At 63.4% G+C, this 18,625-nt stretch carries 16 protein-coding genes and 1 other RNA gene; 11 read left to right on the top strand and 6 right to left on the bottom strand.

Features of this window, described 5'->3' with window-relative positions; genetic code table 11:
* Positions 1–141: 141 nt before the first annotated feature.
* The 4 genes from fba to tkt all read right to left on the bottom strand — a co-directional run bounded on the left by fba (position 142) and on the right by tkt (position 5,736).
* A complete protein-coding gene (gene fba, locus AC5ZGW_RS11300; protein ID WP_130226481.1) occupies positions 142–1,209 on the bottom strand; it encodes a class II fructose-bisphosphate aldolase in 1,068 nt (355 codons plus the stop codon).
* Positions 1,210–1,255: 46 nt separating this feature from the next.
* Positions 1,256–2,449, bottom strand: a complete 1,194-nt coding sequence (locus tag AC5ZGW_RS11295) for a phosphoglycerate kinase (RefSeq protein ID WP_130226480.1) — start codon at positions 2,447–2,449, stop codon at positions 1,256–1,258.
* 151 nt (positions 2,450–2,600) lie between these two features.
* Positions 2,601–3,608, bottom strand: a complete 1,008-nt coding sequence (gap, locus tag AC5ZGW_RS11290; protein WP_028163721.1) for a type I glyceraldehyde-3-phosphate dehydrogenase — start codon at positions 3,606–3,608, stop codon at positions 2,601–2,603.
* 142 nt (positions 3,609–3,750) lie between these two features.
* On the bottom strand, positions 3,751–5,736 hold the full coding sequence (tkt, locus tag AC5ZGW_RS11285) for a transketolase (RefSeq protein WP_130226479.1): 1,986 nt from the start codon (positions 5,734–5,736) through the stop codon (positions 3,751–3,753).
* 396 nt (positions 5,737–6,132) lie between these two features.
* Between tkt and AC5ZGW_RS11280 the strand changes: the two genes are divergently transcribed.
* From AC5ZGW_RS11280 to AC5ZGW_RS11240, 9 genes are all read left to right on the top strand, one after another.
* Positions 6,133–6,456 carry a DUF4164 domain-containing protein gene (locus AC5ZGW_RS11280; RefSeq protein ID WP_028163719.1) on the top strand — a complete coding sequence of 108 codons (324 nt, stop codon included), beginning with the start codon at positions 6,133–6,135 and terminating at the stop codon, positions 6,454–6,456.
* On the top strand, positions 6,453–6,836 hold the full coding sequence (locus AC5ZGW_RS11275) for a cell division protein ZapA (RefSeq protein WP_028163718.1): 384 nt from the start codon (positions 6,453–6,455) through the stop codon (positions 6,834–6,836). The genes AC5ZGW_RS11280 and AC5ZGW_RS11275 overlap by 4 nt, the downstream gene beginning before the upstream one ends.
* Positions 6,837–6,932: 96 nt before the next feature.
* Positions 6,933–7,093, top strand: a non-coding RNA gene (ssrS, locus tag AC5ZGW_RS11270) — 6S RNA.
* A gap of 250 nt (positions 7,094–7,343) precedes the next feature.
* On the top strand, positions 7,344–7,919 hold the full coding sequence (locus AC5ZGW_RS11265; RefSeq protein ID WP_130226478.1) for a 5-formyltetrahydrofolate cyclo-ligase: 576 nt from the start codon (positions 7,344–7,346) through the stop codon (positions 7,917–7,919).
* A gap of 6 nt (positions 7,920–7,925) precedes the next feature.
* Positions 7,926–8,750 (top strand): TIGR00282 family metallophosphoesterase, encoded by an 825-nt coding sequence (locus tag AC5ZGW_RS11260; protein ID WP_130226477.1) that lies wholly within the window; start codon positions 7,926–7,928, stop codon positions 8,748–8,750.
* 200 nt (positions 8,751–8,950) lie between these two features.
* Complete coding sequence (locus AC5ZGW_RS11255) at positions 8,951–10,339, top strand: hypothetical protein (protein ID WP_130226476.1); 1,389 nt, start codon at positions 8,951–8,953, stop codon at positions 10,337–10,339.
* A gap of 173 nt (positions 10,340–10,512) precedes the next feature.
* Positions 10,513–10,971, top strand: coding sequence for a hypothetical protein (locus AC5ZGW_RS11250; protein WP_130226475.1), 459 nt, complete (start codon positions 10,513–10,515; stop codon positions 10,969–10,971).
* 122 nt (positions 10,972–11,093) lie between these two features.
* Complete coding sequence (locus tag AC5ZGW_RS11245) at positions 11,094–12,848, top strand: type I secretion system permease/ATPase (protein ID WP_130226495.1); 1,755 nt, start codon at positions 11,094–11,096, stop codon at positions 12,846–12,848.
* Positions 12,845–14,269, top strand: coding sequence for an HlyD family type I secretion periplasmic adaptor subunit (locus AC5ZGW_RS11240; RefSeq protein WP_130226474.1), 1,425 nt, complete (start codon positions 12,845–12,847; stop codon positions 14,267–14,269). Before AC5ZGW_RS11245 ends, AC5ZGW_RS11240 begins: the two co-directional genes overlap by 4 nt.
* 21 nt (positions 14,270–14,290) lie before the next feature.
* On the opposite strand, the gene AC5ZGW_RS11235 is transcribed toward AC5ZGW_RS11240, so the two are convergent.
* Positions 14,291–15,040, bottom strand: coding sequence for a response regulator transcription factor (locus AC5ZGW_RS11235; protein WP_130226473.1), 750 nt, complete (start codon positions 15,038–15,040; stop codon positions 14,291–14,293).
* Between the two features lie 272 nt (positions 15,041–15,312).
* Positions 15,313–15,885 carry a hypothetical protein gene (locus tag AC5ZGW_RS11230; protein WP_245474759.1) on the bottom strand — a complete coding sequence of 191 codons (573 nt, stop codon included), beginning with the start codon at positions 15,883–15,885 and terminating at the stop codon, positions 15,313–15,315.
* A gap of 272 nt (positions 15,886–16,157) precedes the next feature.
* On the opposite strand from AC5ZGW_RS11230, the gene AC5ZGW_RS11225 reads away from it, so the two are divergent.
* Positions 16,158–16,808 (top strand): LysE family translocator, encoded by a 651-nt coding sequence (locus tag AC5ZGW_RS11225; RefSeq protein WP_130226472.1) that lies wholly within the window; start codon positions 16,158–16,160, stop codon positions 16,806–16,808.
* 143 nt (positions 16,809–16,951) lie between these two features.
* Positions 16,952–18,481 (top strand): hypothetical protein, encoded by a 1,530-nt coding sequence (locus AC5ZGW_RS11220; protein ID WP_130226471.1) that lies wholly within the window; start codon positions 16,952–16,954, stop codon positions 18,479–18,481.
* The last annotated feature ends 144 nt before the right edge of the window (positions 18,482–18,625 follow it).

Below are 18,625 nucleotides of genomic sequence, written 5' to 3'. Positions count from 1 at the left end.
CTCCGCCTTCCGGGTGCGAGGGGAGGGTGGAGAGCTTGTAGCCCGGGTGGAGCGGAACGCGTAACCCGGGACATCTGTGTCCGCGTTGCAAGTGGCCCCGGGTTACGCTTTCGCTTCACCCGGGCTACGGCAGCGGCGGCTTCACGCCACCTTCGGATCGAGCTCGCCCTTGGCGTAGCGCTTGGCCATTTCCGCCGTGGTCAGCACTTTCTTGATCTTGCTGGCCTGACCGGCGGTATTGAACTCCTGCAGCCGCTGCTTGCACAGCTTGGTCATCGCTTCCATCGCGGGCTTCAAATATTTGCGCGGGTCGAACTCTTCCGGGTGTTCCTTGAACACCTTGCGGATCTGCCCGGTCATCGCCATGCGGTTGTCGGTATCGATGTTGATCTTGCGCACGCCGTTCTTGATGCCGCGCTGGATCTCGGAGACAGGCACGCCCCAGGTCGGCTTCATCTTGCCGCCGAACTCGTTGATGATGTCCTGCAGATCCTGCGGCACCGAGGAGGAGCCGTGCATCACCAGATGCGTGTTCGGCAATTTACGGTGGATCTCCTCGATCACATTCATGGCGAGGATGTCGCCGTCCGGCTTGCGGGTGAACTTGTAGGCGCCGTGCGAGGTGCCCATCGCGATCGCGAGCGCGTCGACCTTGGTCTCCTTCACGAACTTCACGGCTTCGTCCGGATTGGTCAGGAGCTGGTCGTGGGAGAGCTTGCCTTCGGCGCCGTGGCCGTCTTCCTTGTCGCCCATGCCGGTCTCGAGCGAGCCGAGCACGCCGAGTTCGCCTTCCACCGAAATGCCGCCGAGATGGGCCATGTTGGTGACCGTCCTGGTCACGCCGACATTGTAATCCCAGTCGCCGGGCGTCTTGCCGTCGGCCTTCAGCGAGCCGTCCATCATGACAGAGGTGAAGCCGGACTGGATCGCGGTCATGCAGGTGGCGGGCTCGTTGCCGTGGTCGAGATGCACGCAGACCGGGATCTGCGGATAGATCTCGGTGAGGGCGTCCATCATGTGCTTGAGCATCACGTCATTGGCATAGGCGCGTGCGCCGCGCGAAGCCTGGATGATGACGGGCGCGTCAACGCTCGAGGCTGCCTCCATGATCGACAGCGCCTGCTCCATATTGTTGATGTTGAAGGCCGGCACCCCGTAATCGTGCTCAGCCGCATGGTCGAGCAGTTGCCGCAAGGTAATGCGCGCCATCCGAATTCTCCCTGTATTTGCAGTGCGTTCGCGCGTGAACTGGTAGTCAGCGGATTTTCAGGACTTCGACGCCCGGCAGCGGCTTGCCTTCCATCCATTCAAGAAATGCGCCGCCGGCGGTCGAGACATAGGTGAAATCGTGCGCCACGCCGGCCTGGTTCAGCGCCGCGACGGTATCGCCGCCGCCTGCGACCGAAATCAGCTTCTTGGCCTTGGTGCGTTCGGCGGCGTGCTTGGCGGCCACCACGGTGCCGCGATCGAACGGGGGCAGCTCGAAGGCGCCGAGCGGGCCGTTCCACACCAGCGTCGCCGCATCGTCGATCGCGGCATGGATGCGGGCGATCGATTGCGGGCCGACGTCGAGGATCATGCCCTCGGCCGGGATCGCGTCCAGGCCGTAGGCATGCGATGGCGAATTGGCCGCGAAGTGGAAGGAGACGACGGCATCGACGGGAAGGATGATGGCGCAATTGGAGGCCGCGGCCTTGTCCAGGATGCGCAGCGCGGTCGCGGCGAGATCCTTCTCCGCCAGCGACTTGCCGATGCCGACGCCCTGCGCATGCAGGAAAGTGTTGGCCATGCCGCCGCCGATCACGAGCGCGTCGACCTTAGTCACGAGATTTTCGAGCAGGTCGATCTTGGTGGAAACCTTGGCGCCGCCGATGATCGCGATCACCGGCTTGCTCGGGGCTTCCAAGGCCTTGCCGAGCGCGTCGAGCTCGGCCTGCATGGTGCGTCCGGCATAGGCCGGCAGCTTGTGGCCGAGGCCTTCGGTGGAGGCATGGGCGCGGTGCGCCGCCGAGAACGCGTCATTGACCCAGATGTCGCCGAGCTTTGCCAGTTCCGCGACGAAGGCCGGATCGTTCTTCTCTTCTTCCTTGTGGAAGCGGGTATTCTCCAGACAGAGGATCTCCCCGTCCTTCAGCGCCGCCACAGCGTTTGCCGCGGCCTCGCCGATGCAGTCCTCGGCGAAAGCGACCGGCTTCTTGATCACTTTCGACAGCGCCTCAGCGACGGGCTTCAGCGATTCCTTGGGATCGCGTCCCTTGGGGCGGCCGAAATGCGCGAGCAGGATGACCTTGCCGCCTTTGTCGGAAAGCTCGGTGATCGTCGGCGCCACACGGTCCAGCCGCGTGGTGTCGGTGACGCGGCCATTTTCCATGGGCACATTCAGATCGACGCGGAGCAGCACGCGCTTACCCTTCACATCGACGTCGTCGAGGGTGCGGAAGTTTTTCATGTCAGGGCTTCCTCTGTCATGGCCGGGCTTCGCCGTCCGAAGGACGGCGTCGCTTTCGCTCGCCTATGTCCCGTCCATCCACATCCTTGCTCCTATGGAAACAAGGACGTGGATGCCCGGCTCAAGGCCGGGCATGACGACAAACAAATGGTTACAGCAGCTTCCCGATCGCGACGGCAGTGTCGGCCATGCGGTTGGAGAAACCCCACTCGTTGTCGTACCACGACATCACGCGCACGAGCGTACCGTTCTGCACCTTGGTCTGGTCCATGTGGAAGGTCGACGAATGCGGATCGTGGTTGAAGTCGATCGAGACGTTCGGCGCGGTGGTGTAGCCGAGGATGCCCTTGAGCTGCTGCTCCGAGGCGCGCTTCATCGCCTCGTTGATTTCCTTGGCGTCGGTTGCGCGCTTGGCGACGATCTTCAGATCCACCACCGAGACGTTCGGCGTCGGCACGCGGATCGCGACGCCGTCGAGCTTGCCCTTCAGTTCAGGCAGCACCAGGCCGATCGCCTTGGCCGCGCCGGTCGAGGTCGGGATCATCGACATCGCCGCCGCGCGGCCGCGATAGAGATCCTTGTGCAGCGTGTCCAGCGTCGGCTGGTCGCCGGTATAGGCATGGATCGTGGTCATGAAGCCGGTCTCGATGCCGACGGTGTCGTTCAGCACCTTCGCCACCGGCGCGAGACAGTTGGTGGTGCAGGAGCCGTTGGAGATCACCAGGTGCTCCTTGGTCAGCGTGTCATGGTTGACGCCGTAGACGATGGTGGCATCAGCGCCGTCGGCGGGCGCGGAGACCAGCACGCGCTTGGCGCCGGCGGTCAGATGCGCGGACGCCTTATCCTTGGCGGTGAAGATGCCGGTGCATTCCAGCGCGACATCGACGCCGAGATCCTTCCAGGGCAGCTTGGACGGATCGCGCTCGGCGGACACCTTGATCTTGCTGTCGCCGACGCTGATCGTATCGCCATCGACGGTGACGGTGCCCGGGAAGCGGCCGTGCACGGAGTCGAAACGGAGCAAATGGGCGTTGGTCTCGACCGGGCCGAGATCATTGATCCCGACCACTTCGATGTCCTTGCGGCCAGACTCGGCGATGGCTCGAAGCACATTGCGGCCGATGCGGCCGAACCCGTTGATTGCGACCCGGACTGCCATGCTGTTTCACTCCTCTAATAGCTGTTGCCGTCCCCGCTGGCGCGTGCTCCAGCGAGGGTGTTACGGCGGATCGCCCGGTTCGGCCGGACGAGGACGGATTAGATAGGAGTTACCTAGTCCTTTTTCGGGGCAAGCTCAACCGCTAGCCGACGCGCTTCAGGGCAGCGTTAACGGCGGCCTCGGCGGTAATTCCGAAATGCTTGAAAAGGTCCTTGGCAGGCGCGCTGGCGCCGAAACGGTGCATGCCTATGAACTCGCCGTCCTGGCCGATCACGGCATCCCAACCCCAGCGCACGGCCGCCTCGATCGCGATCTTGATCGGCGCGTTGCCGATGATGGCCTTTTTCCGCTCTTCCGGCTGCGCCAGCAACAATTCGAGCGAAGGCACCGACACAACCCGCGACGGGATGCCGCGTTCCGCGAGCTGTTTCTGCGCGTCGACAGCGATCTGAACTTCGGAACCGGAGGCGAAGAATGACACTTTTGCGTCACCTTGCGCCGCGACCAGCTCATAGGCGCCATGGCTGCACGGATTGTCGGCAGGCGCGGTGGTTCGAAGCTGCGGCAGGTTCTGCCGCGTCAGCGCCAGCACCGTCGGGCCGTCGATCCGGTTCAGCGCGAGCTCCCAGCATTCTGCAACCTCGACGGCATCGCAGGGGCGGAACACGCGCATGTTGGGAATGGCGCGCAGCGCCGAGAGATGCTCCACCGGCTGGTGTGTCGGGCCGTCTTCACCGAGCCCGATCGAGTCGTGCGTCATGACATAGACGACGCCGGTACCCATCAACGCCGCAAGTCGCATCGCCGGCCGCGCATAGTCGGTGAACACCAGGAAGGTGGCGCCGTTCGGCGCAAAGCCGCCGTGCAGGAAGATGCCGTTCATCGCCGCGGCCATGCCGTGCTCGCGGATGCCGTAGTGGATGAAGCGGCCCTTCGGCGTCTTGGCGGAGAAGTTGACCGCCGATTTCGCCTTGTTGTTGTTGGAGCCGGTGAGGTCGGCCGAGCCGGCCAGAAATTCCATCGGCATCGCGGCGGCGATCACCTCGATCGCGGCCTCCGACGATTTGCGGGTCGCGACGTTGAGCGGGTTTTCGAGCAGCGCCTTCTTGTGTCCCTTCAGCGCCTTTGCCAGCGACGCCGGCCGTTCGTGCCGCAGCCGGCGCTCGAATTCCGCGCGCTTGCGGCTGCCGAGCTCGGCGTAGCGTGCGTCCCACTCCTGGCGCTCCGCGGCGCCGCGCGCACCCGCTTCGCGCCAGGCCTTCAGCACGTCATCGGGCACCGAGAACGGTTCGAGCGAGATGCCGAGCTTTTCCTTGGCGGCCTTCAGTTCGTCGGCGCCGAGCGCTTCGCCATGGACTTTGTTGGTGCCGGCCTTGGTCGGCGCGCCGTAGCCGATCGTGGTCTTGCAGGCGATCAGCGTCGGCTTGCTCGATTTCTGCGCGCGCGTAATCGCATCCGCGATCGCTTTCTGATCCTGGCCGTTGATGTGCTCGGCGGCCCATCCCGCCGACTTGAATCGCTTCACCTGGTCGACGGAATCCGCAAGCGATGTCGGGCCGTCGATCGAGATGCCGTTGTCGTCATAGAGCACGATCAGCTTGTTGAGCCGCCAGTGGCCGGCGAGCGCGATCGCTTCCTGCGACACGCCTTCCATCAGGTCGCCGTCGGAGGCGAGCACGTAGGTGTGATGGTTGACGATCTTCTTGCCGAATTCGGCAGCGAGCATCTTCTCCGCGACCGCCATGCCGACCGCCGTCGAGATGCCCTGGCCGAGCGGGCCGGTGGTGGTCTCGATGCCCTTGGTGTGGAAGTTCTCCGGATGCCCCGGCGTCAGCGAACCCAATTGACGGAAGTGCTTGAGATGGTCGAGCGTCATGTCCTTGTTGCCCGTGAGGTACAACAGCGAATAGAGCAGCATCGAGCCGTGGCCGGCCGAGAGCACGAAGCGGTCGCGGTCCGGCCAGGCCGGGTCGGCCGCATCGAATTTCAGAAACTGTGTAAACAGGACGGTCGCGACGTCGGCCGCACCCATCGGCAGCCCGGGATGGCCGGATTTCGCCTTCTCGACCGCATCCATTGCGAGCCCACGAATGGCGTTGGCCATACGGGTGTGATCGACTTGCGTCATGATGAAAATCCGTCTGAAATGAGAGGCTTGGCTTGCATGCGCGCTGCCCGGAGGGCCGCCATATGCGGGTGGTAGGCACGGGGAAAGGCTGGATAGCACCTCAATTCCGGAAGTCCAAGGGAAGTCGAAGGCAAGGAAACGCGCTTTCGGCCGCAAAGTTGCCTCCGGTGTGTCCGGCCGAAGGGGGCACGAACCCTCTGGGCGCCGGTTTCCCGAGCGGACGGGCCTGGGTAAAACCGACAGGTGCGACCCCCGGGGCGGCTCCATCTATCGGTGCATAGTTTACCGGCGGCGTTGCGCCGGCCTCGCTCACCACGTAAATTTCATCGCCTAAGCGCTTGCCGAACCGCAAGGATTCGCGGACGGCCACGCCATCGAGGATGTACGTTGTCTCGTATGAGCGATCGTTCCACCAACGCGGCTGCCAATGCCGAGCCCGCTATCGCCGACGTCGACGCCGCCACACGGCGGCTGATGGCGGCGCTGGATGCTCTGGAAAGCGCCGTTGAGCGGCGGCGCGAGGCTGACCGCGACGAGAACGAACTGGCGAGCCGGATCCAGGCGCTCGGTGCCGATCGCTCGCGGCTTGCGGACGAGCTCGATAGCTCATTGGTGAAGACGCGCAAGCTCGAGCGCACCAATCGCGAGATCGCCGAGAAGCTGGATGCGGCAATCGGCACCATCCGCGCCGTGCTTGATGGCGAGGAGAACACGCGATGAGTCACATCAACGTCACCATCAACGGCCGGCAATACCGCATGGCGTGCGAAGAGGGGCAGGAAGTTCGTCTCTTGAAGCTCGCGGAGAACCTTGAATCGCGCATCGAATCGCTGCGCGGCAAGTTCGGTGAGATCGGCGATGCGCGCCTGACCGTGATGGCGGCGCTCACCGCCTGCGACGAACTGGTCGACGCCGGCGCACGCATCCGCAGCCTGGAGCAGGAAATCGAATCCTTGCGCGACTCCGGCGCTGCGGCGGTCGATCGCGCCCGCGCCACGCAAGTCGCGATCTCGAACGCACTCAACGCCGCCGCTGAGCGGATCGAGAAAACCACGCAGGTGCTCAACCGCACCATCGGCGGCGGTATCGCGATCGGCTAGCCCGCTGTCTTACCCTCCCCTTTCAGGTGAGGGTAACGTCCACCCGAAATCCATTCCCGCTGGCGGAACGCCGCGCGCATCGCTACATTAGCCCCTGCGAAGCTGCGTTGCGCGTCAGGAGCCATATATCCCCGGGGCCTTATCGATCCTTTAGGGAACTGTCCCTGGCCGGGTCCGTGGACCCGGACATATGGTGCCCACCTACTTTCGTAGGGAACTCCGGGATCGAGCGCTCCAACGGCCTCTGCGGCTTCGCGCTTTGTTTTTTGCATGCGGTGTTCACGGGTACCCGGCGTCGGCCATACCCCGGAAAGCGGGGTATCCAGTACGCCGCGGCTTCGCAGGTTGATCACTGGAGCATCGGTTCTGATTGATCCGAAGCTCTTCATTTTTGTTTGACGCGTTTTCTTTACGCGAACCGGTATCCACTTCGCTTGAAAACGCTCTGACGGCTCTGGAATACTGGATCACCCGCCTTCGCGGGTGATGACCGTGGAGCAAGACATCATGCGCGCGATCTCTCCGAAGGCTGAGCTCCGCAGCGCCGCGCTCACCCGACGTGATGCGCTGAGCGAAGAGGAGCGCACTGCTGCCGCCGCGAAGATCGCCAAGCGCGGACTGCCGTTTGAGATCGCGCAGGGTACGATCGTCTCCGGCTATTCCCCGGTCCGCAGCGAGATCGATCCGATGCCGCTGATGCTGAAGCTCGCCGAGCAGGGCGCACAGCTTGCGCTGCCGGCGGTCACCGCGCGCGGCCATTCCCTGCTATTCCGCGCCTGGGCCAAGGGCGACCGGCTGACGCTTGGTTCGCTCGGTATCCCCGAGCCGTCGCCGGTTGCGGCCGAGTTGATCCCCGACATCATGCTGGTGCCGCTCGCCGCTTTCGACCGGGTCGGTCACCGGATCGGCTATGGCGCCGGCTATTACGACTTCACCTTCACCCATCTGCGCAAGACCAAGCACGTGATCGGCATCGGGCTTGGCTTTGCGGTGCAGGAAATCAAGGCGGTTCCGGCTTTGTCGCACGACGTCGCGCTTGATTATGTGCTAACGGAGCGCAAGGCGTTCGATTTCCGGGAGTAGCTGAATTTGCGTATCCTCTTCGTCGGTGATGTCGTCGGCAAGACCGGCCGCACCGCCATCTTAGAACATCTTCCCGGCATGATCCGTGACTGGTCGCTCGATCTCGTCATCGTCAATGGCGAGAATGCCGCCGGCGGCTTCGGCATCACCGAGGCCATCTACCAGGACTTCCTGGATGCCGGGGCCGACGCGATCACGCTCGGCAACCATGCGTGGAATCAAAAGGAAGCGCTGGTGTTCATCGAGCGCGCCCCGCGCCTGATCCGCCCGCTCAACTTTCCGCGGCACGCGCCGGGCCGCGGCGCCACGCTCGTCGACACCAAGAACGGCAAGCGTGCGCTCGTCATCAACGCGATCGGCCGCGTCTTCATGGAGCCCTCCAACGATCCCTTCGCCGCGGTCGAGCGCGAACTCGAGGCCTGTCCGCTGCAGCAGGCAGCGGACGCGATCGTGGTGGATTTCCACGGCGAGGCGACCTCCGAGAAGCAGGGCATGGGCTTCTTCTGCGATGGCCGCGTCAGCCTCGTGGTCGGCACCCACACCCATGTGCCCACCGCCGATCACCAGGTGCTGCCCGGCGGCACCGCCTATATGACCGACGCCGGCATGACCGGTGACTACGATTCCATCATCGGCATGCAGAAGGAAGAGCCGCTGCAGCGCTTCCAAACCGGCATCCCCTCCGGCCGCTTTGAGCCGGCCGCCGGCGAAGCGACGCTGAGCGGGGTTGCGGTCGAGACCGACGACGCCACCGGCCTCGCGCTCCGCATCGCGCCGGTACGTGTCGGTGGACGACTCGAGCCGGCTCTGCCGGGTTTTTGGGTGGGCTAGTTCAAGAACGCGTCGACTGCGAATGGGGTGCGCTAACGTGCGCGATACCGCCTCTTCGACCCGATTTCGTTTGTACAATCTCACCCGAAATGTTGCATCCGAATTGATGGCTCGGCTTTTCACGCATACGGCGTGACATTGCCTCACGGTCGGGAGTGGTCCGTCGCGTTGCGCGGAGCGATCCCGCCAGGGAGGCGACTATGAAGTTCGATTGGATGTCGGACAGCATCCGGCTGCATGATCAGCCGCAGCATTATCCTTGGGATGATGGAGATCCCGCGTACGGTACCAAGTTCTCTCCGGCCCGTTTGCATCATCTCACGGCCGATAGCCATGACGGCGCCGGCGGCTCCTCGTTCGGCTCGCCATCTAATGGGTCTGTCCCGTCTCTCGATTCGACTGGAGATGGAGGCGGCAGCCTTCATGGCAACGCGGATGTCCACCAGCCCAATAATGCCGATCAGTTCGGCGGCGCTCCCGCGCACCAATCCAATTCGGGTAACAGCAATACTGGCACGATCGGTACAGGAGCGAACGAGGCCGGCAACGGCGGCGACGGATTTTTCTATGGCGGCATCATTCACGCCTCCCTGGTGATCTATCAGCCGATCAACATCGCAGTATCGGTGGGATACGGTTCAATCGCCATCGCCGAGCAGACCAACGATGTGAACATCAACCAGTCCGCGCTGCAGATGGCCGGCATCGGAGGCAATGGCGGCGATGGTAACATTGCCGCGGGCGGAAACGTCGACCTCTCTTCCTTCGGCGCCAGTGGGATCACGACAGGCGACAATCACGCCGGCAACGGCGGCGACGGTCATTTCCTTGGAACGCTGCTGGATGCGCCCGTCGTCATCTACCATCCCGTCAACTTCGCGTTTGCGGCGCCCGGCGGCAGCGCGCATGCGAGCCAGTCGAACACGGTCGAGATCGATCAGTCCGCCGTGCAGATCGCAGGGATCGGCGGGCAGGGCGGAAACGGCAATGCCGCAGGCGGTGGCGACGTATCCGTTCATGGTCAATCCAACGGCAACGGACAAGGTTCAATCGACACCGGCGGCAATCAGGCCGGCAACGGCGGCGATGGCCAATTTCATGGCGACCTCGTCCACAAGTCCGTCGCTGTCTATGATCCCGTCAACATCTCGGTCGCCGGATATAATTCCACCAACCAGGCATACCAGCTCAACGACGTGCATCTGGATCAGTCCTCGTTCCAGATGGCCGGCAGCGGGGGCGACGGCGGCAGCGGCAATGTCGCGGCGGGCGGCAGCGCAGCGCTCATCTCTGCACTCCTGGGCGGCGGCTCGAATGCGATCGCAACCGGACACAACAGCGCGGGCAATGGTGGCAGCGGCCATTTCTCCGGCAGTCTCATCGATGTCAGCGTCGCGATCTATGCTCCCATCAACATCGCCATCGCCGGGCCGCATTCGACAGCCGAGGCGGACCAGATCAACAATGTCCATATCGATCAGAGCGCGGTTCAGATCGCCGGAATCGGCGGCAACGGCGGCCACGACAATCTTGCGCTGGGCGGCGATGTCGCGATGCATCTGTTGTCCGATCTTCATCTGATCGGATAGAGCGCCGAATTTCGATAGGGCATGTAATCCTTTCGGGCGTAGTCCGCGGAATCGAATGACATCCCATTTGGCATCTATCGCGGGCCCGTCGTCGGCGGACAAACTCGCATCGCGCATCCGCTTCCAGGACAGGGAGGAATGTCGCGCGAGGTAAACTCAGCACGGAGGCTCAAATGTCGAAAGGCAAGGGATTTCTCAAGGTTTCCGATTCGATCGACTTCAAGTCAATCAACACAGGCGGTCAGAGCGTCGGAAACGGCGGCGACGGCTACTTCAAGGGGAGCATCAGCAATTCACCATCGATCAAGTTCGATCCGTCGAACAAAGCCGATGGTGCCGACGTACACGTGAAGACGGGCGACTACGTCAGTCAAAAGGCATCCTGGGATGCCGACGGCGGTGACGCCAAGGCGTCGAAGTACTCGAAGGCTTATGGCGGCGACGCCAAGTCGAACGGCGATCAGAGCTCGTCCAGCGGGTACGACACGTCCAAGGTGTATGCCAACACGACGGCGCATCAGTCGAACTACCTGAAGGCGGACATGCACCAGGAAGTCGCGGCGGGCATCGGCGGCAATGGCGGGAGTGACAACCTCGGCATGGGCGGCGACGTTGACGTGCATATTGGTTAGTACTTTCTGATCGGCGGCCTCATTGAGGCGGCTGAGGCCGGCGGTCCATGCCGCCGGCCTCAGATCTCCCGCAAAACGATCCGCGCAAAAGGTCAAGCCTTGAAGCTCTGGCGGTGACGATCATGCTGGTGCCGCTGCTTCGGTTCAGTCTGCTGCAGACGCCCTGGACGCCGTTGCAGGCGGCGCTGCGGACCTGCGCAGGCTCGCTCGCCATCGTGCTCGCCTATAGCTGCAGCTACAATCTGCTGCTGTTCGCTCCCTCGATCTATCTGCTCCAGATCTACGATCGCGTGCTGCCGAGCCGGAGCAATGAAACGCTCCTGATGCTCACTTTGATCGTTGCACTCACGGTTGTGGTGGGCGGGGTGCTTGACGCGCTGCGTCGCTCGGTCCTGGTGCGCCTGGGTGCCTGGCTGGAAGACCGGCTTCGGCCCACCGTGCTCTCCGCCTGCCTTGATCATGCGTTTCGTAACGATTCAGCACGCGCTTCGGATGCCTATCGCGATCTCACGGCCGTGCGTCAGTTCGTCGAGTCAGGCGCGTCCCTGACGCTGCTCGATGCGCTCTGGATTCCGCCATTCCTCGCCGTGCTGTTTTTCGTGCATCCATTGCTTGGAGGCATTGGCGCCTGCAGCGTGCTGTTTCTGTTCGGCCTCACGGTGGTCGGCGATCTTCTCACCGAAAGCGCGCTGGCGAAATCCGCGATCGCCCTGTCCAGAAGCTATAGCCGCCTTGCGATGGTCGCAGGCCACGTTCACCTGATCCGCAGCATGGGAATGCTGGACGACGTGGCGCGCCGGGTCTACGTGGATGCGCGGAACGCGCAAAGCGAGCACGACCTGGCGCAGCGGCGGAACGAGATCATCATGCTGATCGCCAAGCCGACGCGTTCATTGGCGCAAGTTCTCATCATGGGCGCAGCCGCGTGGCTCGTCCTCGATCACGGCAAGAGCGCGGCGATCATCTTTGTCACGATGCTGATGTTCAGCCGTGCGCTTGCGCCGGTCGAAGGCGCCGTTGCAAGCTGGAAAGCGCTGAAGAGAGCGCTGGATGCCTATCAGCGGCTGACCAACGTCCTTGCCGCCGTTCCACCTACGACCGAAAACACGGACAGTCTGCCGGAACAGTCGACGGGCGATCTTGTCGTCGACAATATCGGCGCGAAGATTTCGGAAGGCGAGTGGTTTCCCATCAAGACCATCTCGTTCCGTCTCGCGCGCGGAGAGTGCCTCGGCATCATCGGTCCGTCCGGCTCCGGCAAGTCCACACTCGCAGGCATCATTGCCGGAATCTTGTTGCCGGGGCAGGGGCGCGTCCTGCTCGGCGAGACCGACATCTCGGCCCTGCGCGGAGGGCGGCAGGGCCGTTACCTCGGCTATTTGCCGCAGGACATCGATCTCGTCGGAGAGACGATCAAGGATATCATCGCCCGACTGGACGACGCCGATCTGCCAAAGGTCATGCATGCCGCCAAGCTCGCCGGGATTCACGAGAGTATCCTGCGGCTGCCGGTTGGATACGATACCGTCGTCGCCAATGACGGCGGCATATTCTCGCGCGGATTTCGCCAGCGCCTGGGGCTGGCGCGGGCATTTTTTGGCGAGCCGCGGCTGGTCGTGCTGGATGAGCCGAATGCCAGCCTGGACTACACCGGCGAGCGGGTGCTGCTGGATGCTATCGAACAACTGAAGATCGCCAGCGTCACGGTGGTCATCGTCACGCACCGGATGGGCATCCTCGCGGCGACGGACAAGATCGCCATCATGCAGGACGGCGCGGTCACGGCGTTCGGCGAGAGCGAGGACATCTTCGAGCGGTATTTGAGCCGGCCGCAAGTGGCTTCCCAAGTGGCATCGCAGGAAACGGCTCTCCCATGATCGCAAACCTCCGAGCCCTCGTGCGGTTGCCGCCCGCCTTCCTGCCGAAGCACGAGAGCGGCGTCGTGATCACCGCGATCGACGAATTCGAGCCGCGGCAGTTTCCCTGGTGCCCGGCGCCGACGCAAGCCTCGCCGCGCTACAGGCTCGGCCACGTCACCCTGGCCGGCAATCTATTGGTCGTCGGCTTTGTGCTGGGTCTGGGAATCTGGTCGGCCTTTGCTCCGCTTGAAAGCGCGGCGATCGCGTCCGGCGTGGTCGAATCGGAATCGAGCCGGAAGACGATCCAGCACCTCGAGGGCGGCATCATCAGGAAAATATTGGTCGCCGACGGCGACGCCGTGAGTGCGGGACAGACGCTGATCGCGCTCGATGACACCAGGGCCCGCGCCGAGGTGCAAAGCCTGCAGGGGCAGTTGTGGGACGCGGCCGCGCGCGAGGCAAGGCTTCTGGCCGAGCAGCAGGGGCAGGAGCAGATCTCGTTTCCGACATGGCTCGACAGAATCCGAAGCACGAGCGGCTCGGTCGATTCGGTGCTGGCGGCACAGCAGAACATCTTTGAAACGCGCCGGCAGGTGTTCCAGTCCCAGGCCACCATCCTCAGGGAAAAACGGCTTCAGGTCGCAAAGGAGATCGAGGGGCTCAAGTCGCAGGAGGACGCGGTGGCGCAGCGCGCCGCGATCGTGCGCGAAGAGCTCGACATGGTCACCATCCTGGTCAACAAGGGACTCGAGCGCCGTCCGCGCCTGTTGAACCTCGAGCGGGAGCTGGCCGATATCGAGGGACGGCGCGGCGAGATCATTGCGCATATTTCGCGCGCCAAGCAGGTGATCAGCGAATCGCAGGCGACGCTCCTGAAGCTCGAGAGCGACCGGCAGAACGAGATCGCACAGTCATTGCGCGAGGCGCAGAACCAGGGCTTTCAACTGCGCGAAAAATTGCTGGCGGCGCAGGACCAATTGTCCCGAACGGAGCTCAAGGCACCCGAGGACGGGGTGATAACCGACCTGCGGGTTCATACGCCAGGCGGCGTGATCGGCGCCGGCGCCGCGCTGATGGATCTGGTGCCCCGGCAGGACAGGCTGGTCGTGATCGCGCGCCTGAAGCCGGAGGACATCGACGTGGTTCATCCGGGGCTGAACGCCGACGTGCACCTCTTGCCCTACAATCAGCGTCGCGTCCCGCGTCTGAAGGGAACGGTGATGCACGTATCGGCCGATCGACTGCTCGACAAGCGCACCGACCAGCCATACTACGCGACGAAAATCCGCGTCCAGGATTCCAAGATCGTGGAGAATGGCTTGAAGATCATTCCGGGAATGCCGGCCCAGGTGTTCATCACAACCGGGCGCGGCACCGTGGCGATCTACGCCTTGCGGCCTCTGCTCGATAGCTTCCACACCGCCTTCAGTGAAGACTGAGCGACGGCAGGAATAGCCAGATCAGGACGACGAGAATGCGCCGGGCTCCGGTCCGCGGTGAATGGTCGATCTTGCGCGCCAGCGCAGCACGGCCTCGGTCCTATTGCGGGCGGCACACTTCCGCATGATGTGGTGAATGTGCATCTTCACCGTGTTTTCCGAAAGCTTCAGTTTGGCGGCGATCAGCTTGTTGGGCAGGCCGAGCTCCAATTCCGCAAGCACATGTTGCTCGCGAGGCGTGAATTCGATCTGGTCCTTGTTTGCCAGATATATCGGCGCCAACGGGCTATGGTAGATCGGTTCGCAGCTAGAGCACCCGTCCTGCCCTTCAATTGAAAGCGGTCTGTAGACGCCGCCGGCGAGAACAAGACGCAAGCCGGCGACAGCGAGCTCGACCGGGATCGAGGTCGGAAAAAAGCCTCGGACTCCCCGATGCAGGGCTGCAAGCGCGGTGGCTTCGTCGTCCCGGTTGCAGAACAGGGCGATCGAGGCGTTAGGGCAGCAATCGGCGAGCAGCGCGAGGTCGCCGGCGACGGAGGGATCAGCCACCGATTTGTCCCCGATGCTGAGCGTTGCCAGCCGAACGTCGCGTCCCGTGGCGCAGCCGAGATTGTCGGTCGTGGCCATCTCGACGATTTCGAATCCGCTCAGCTCCTGTCTGAGAATGTGCAGAATGCAGGTCCGCGCCAGCGTGAGCGGATCGATGATGAGCAGGACCGGCAACGGCAGCGATCCGTTGAGCCGCTCTGCAGCAGAGACAAGGTCGTCCATAATATCCTCAATTGAAGGAATTGCCGCCCTACCCCAATCATTTCCATGCCAATGACGAGAGCATGATTCGGAAAAGTGGAAACCGGTTTTCCCTGCGACAAACGCAAAGCGTTTGCGCAGGAAGATCATGCTCAAACAAAGAGATGAGATCATGATCCGATTCCGTCTAATCGGATCATGATCCAGCGTCGCGCAACCGGCCTTTGGCACAAGCCTCTGGCCGATCGAACGCGCACGTTGGTCACCGGTATCCGCTTTCCCGGTGTCACGCTTCAGTTACAAATATTCCGATATGCGATCGCCGCGGCTGAGTTCGCTTTGCCGTCGACGACGTAGACGTCATCCTCCTTCACGAGATACAGAAATGGCTTCTCCCCGGTGTCCTCGCCCGACGCCTTCTTTCCCCTGACATGACCACAGATCGTGTCCACCGATCGCCCCAGCGTATTCTTCCTGATTGCCCGCTTCGCGTCCGTGAACTCGGCCGATGCCGGATCTTCCATTTTTGCTGCGACCGACATCTTCGCCTTGCTCAGGACGGCCTCGGATGTCCCGGCAGCCGCGGCGCGGTCTTCCATCGCCTTCGGCGGCGGGTTCTTGCCACGCGGAACCCTTGTGTCCCGACGGGGCGGTGATCGCTTCTCTGGCTTCGCCGACGTTGCAGCCTTCGTTGCCTTCGCCGCAGTATCGGGCGTGGGCGCGCTCGCCTTCGGCTCCGCCTGAGGTGGCACGCTCCCATCGAAACAGATTTTCGACCCGCACATCTGCAAGCTCGCCTGGGTAGACGGAGGCATGCCATAGCCGATCAGCATTCCTGCCACCAAGCCAATGAGAAGCAGTCCCATGCAATCCCCCTCCTCGGGGTAGGGCAGACTTCCACTCGCACTTCTTGCGACTTGATTTTGCGCTGATCCTCTATGTTTCCCGCAAAAGCGTTAAGCGCGCATTAAGCGTCGAACCATTGCTCAGCCGCGCTCGTGCATGGTTAACGCAGCGAGGAAATATGTCGGGAGCGAGGAGGCACAAAGCGCATGATCTGCTGCGCGAGATCCGTGGGACGTTCGATCAGGATCTGCGCTCTGGGCGCTAGGCCCGTGATGCTGTAAAACTCACGATCATGCCAGATCTGACTCAATTCGCGCTTTTCTTCGCCGCGGCCTTGGTGCTCGCCGTCACGCCCGGTCCGGGCATCTTCTACGTCGCTGCACGCACCCTCGCTGGCGGCCGTGCGGAAGGCGTGGCTTCCAGCTTTGGCACCGGATTGGGCGGCATGGTCCACGTCGTCGCGGGCGGCTTGGGCGTTTCCGCTATCGTGCTCGCGAGTGCGGAACTGTTCACAGCGCTGAAGCTGATCGGTGCCGCCTATCTGATCTGGATAGGCCTTCGCACTCTTCTGTCGGCCCGCAGGGACGCATCGCCAGATTTGAAGGGGGGACCAGCGGCACCGCCGATCGGGCCGCGACGGGCGTTTCGCGAAGGAGTGCTGGTCGAGGCGCTGAACCCGAAGACCGCAGCCTTCTTCCTTGCCTTCGTTCCGCAATTCGTGACCCCGAGCGCAGGCCACGTCGCTTTGCAGTTCGTGATGCTTGGCTTCGTGTCGGTCGCGCTCAACACCCTCGCCGACATCGTGGTCGCCTTCGCCGCGAGTCGCATCCGCCAAGGCGCAGCAGCACGTCCCGCGTTGATTCGCCGCCTGCGAGAGGCATCGGGAGCTGCGATGGTCGCGCTGGGCATCGGCCTCGTGCTGGCGAAGCGTCCGGCCAATTGATTGCCGGGCTGCGCTGCTTTCATGACGTGCCACTGCTGAGGGTCGATGGTGATGTAGCGCGTCCTGGTCTAGCATGACGCCGGGGCGGGTCTTCTCCCGTGTGGACGGTGATCGTGCGGTCCGACCAAAAAGCTCCAGCGCGTATGAAAAGCGGAGCCATCTCCTTCGGCGTCGGGTCGCCGTGGCGGCCATGGGCCGCGCTGGCGTGGGCCGCACTCCTCTTGGCAATTCTCGTGTCGTTCAGGCCGGCGGTCCCGGTCATCTGGGGTGACACGCCGCCGTTCGTGGAATCTGCGCTGCGCACGCTTGAGGCAGGACGGCCGACCGTGACGGGTGGGCGTGACCCGGGCTACCCGGCATTCCTGGCCGTGACGTTCGCGTTTGGAGGCGACCTCGGAACGGTGGTGCGCCTGCACCAGGCGGCCTGGGCCGTTCTGATGCTGGCGCTTGCGATAACCGCGCAGGCGGCGACGCGCAGTGCCGTCGGGCTGATTCCGATCATCCTGGTCGCGACGTATCCGGGCTTGTTGCTGTTCACGAACGTCCTCACCGCGGACCTTCTCTTTGCGGTCTTCCTCAATCTGGCAACAGCCGGATTGCTCGTTGCCTCCTGCATCGACGGAGCGGCGCGATGCTGCGCGGTCGTCGCTTCCATCCTGTGCGCGGCGATCGCAGCGTGCTTGAGATCGCAGGGACTCCTCGTCCCGATCGCCGCCATCCTGGTGGGCGCCTGCCTTGTCCGGCCGAAGACGCCCGCGCGCCTTGCCGTGATGGCCATCTCCGTCGCGGCGGCGCTGGCGCTTCTCCTTGCCGGCTCACGGTTCGGAGCTTCCAGCTCCGACCAGGCCTCGGCCGTGTTCGTCCCCAAGACACTGTTCTGCAATCACCTGAACATCGTGCTCGCAAGCGATGCCGCGCGAGGTGAGATCGTATCGGCGGCAGGCGACCGCGCCGATGCCACAATGGCGCGGCTTGCCACCGACTTCGCCGCGGAGCCGGGCCGCTGGCCCGTACTCGGGTTCTTTGGCGACGCGTGCCTGTTCGACAGCGAACTGGATCGGGATTTCGCCGACACGACCGGACATGCCGTCGGGGCAACGGCAGCCTATTGGCGGATCTTCCTGGCCGCCGCGCGCGATCGGCCGCTGGTCTACGCAGGCAAGTTCATTCGCCAGATGGCCTATGGCTTTTCGTCGGCATGGCCGCCTTATGGACTCGAGCCTTTCATACCGGTGTCCAGCGACGACGTGCCGCACGTGTCCGAGATCATGGCGCGGCACGGCCGGGCGGCCGAGCCGAACGATCTGCAAGGCGGACCGGTTCGGATCGGCCTATTGTCCGACTTCCCTGTAACTTCCGCCTATCTGTTCAAGGCATTGTCCGCTGCCTTCGTTATCGCCGTCATGTTCTGGACGGTGGCAGCCGTGCGGCGTCGGCGGCCAGCTTTCGTGACGCGCGCAGGCATCGTGGTCGTGATGTGGGCGGCTTCGATCGCGACCGCCGCCGCCGCTCACACTCTCGACGTCTCGCGATATCTGATGCCCGCAGTGCCGATGGTGGGCCTCATGCTGTCCCTTTTCGCCGTCGAACCGACTGAGACACTGATGGCCGATCGCGCGGTCGCCGCCGCGACGATCAGACGTGCGATGCGTTCCGGCCCGAGGAGCGGCTGATAGGCATCGTAGCAATCCGCTGCGCTCGCTCGCAGCAACGGGGACGACGAAGCGTTGGGACAGCGAAGCTGCCGAATTACATCGCTTGCGCTGATACGAGTTTGGGCGTTGAGTCCATTAGCTAAGCTACCTAAACGGGTGCCG

The organism is Bradyrhizobium sp. Crot121, from assembly GCF_059512385.1.
This window is presented reverse-complemented; position numbering and strand designations above follow the sequence as displayed.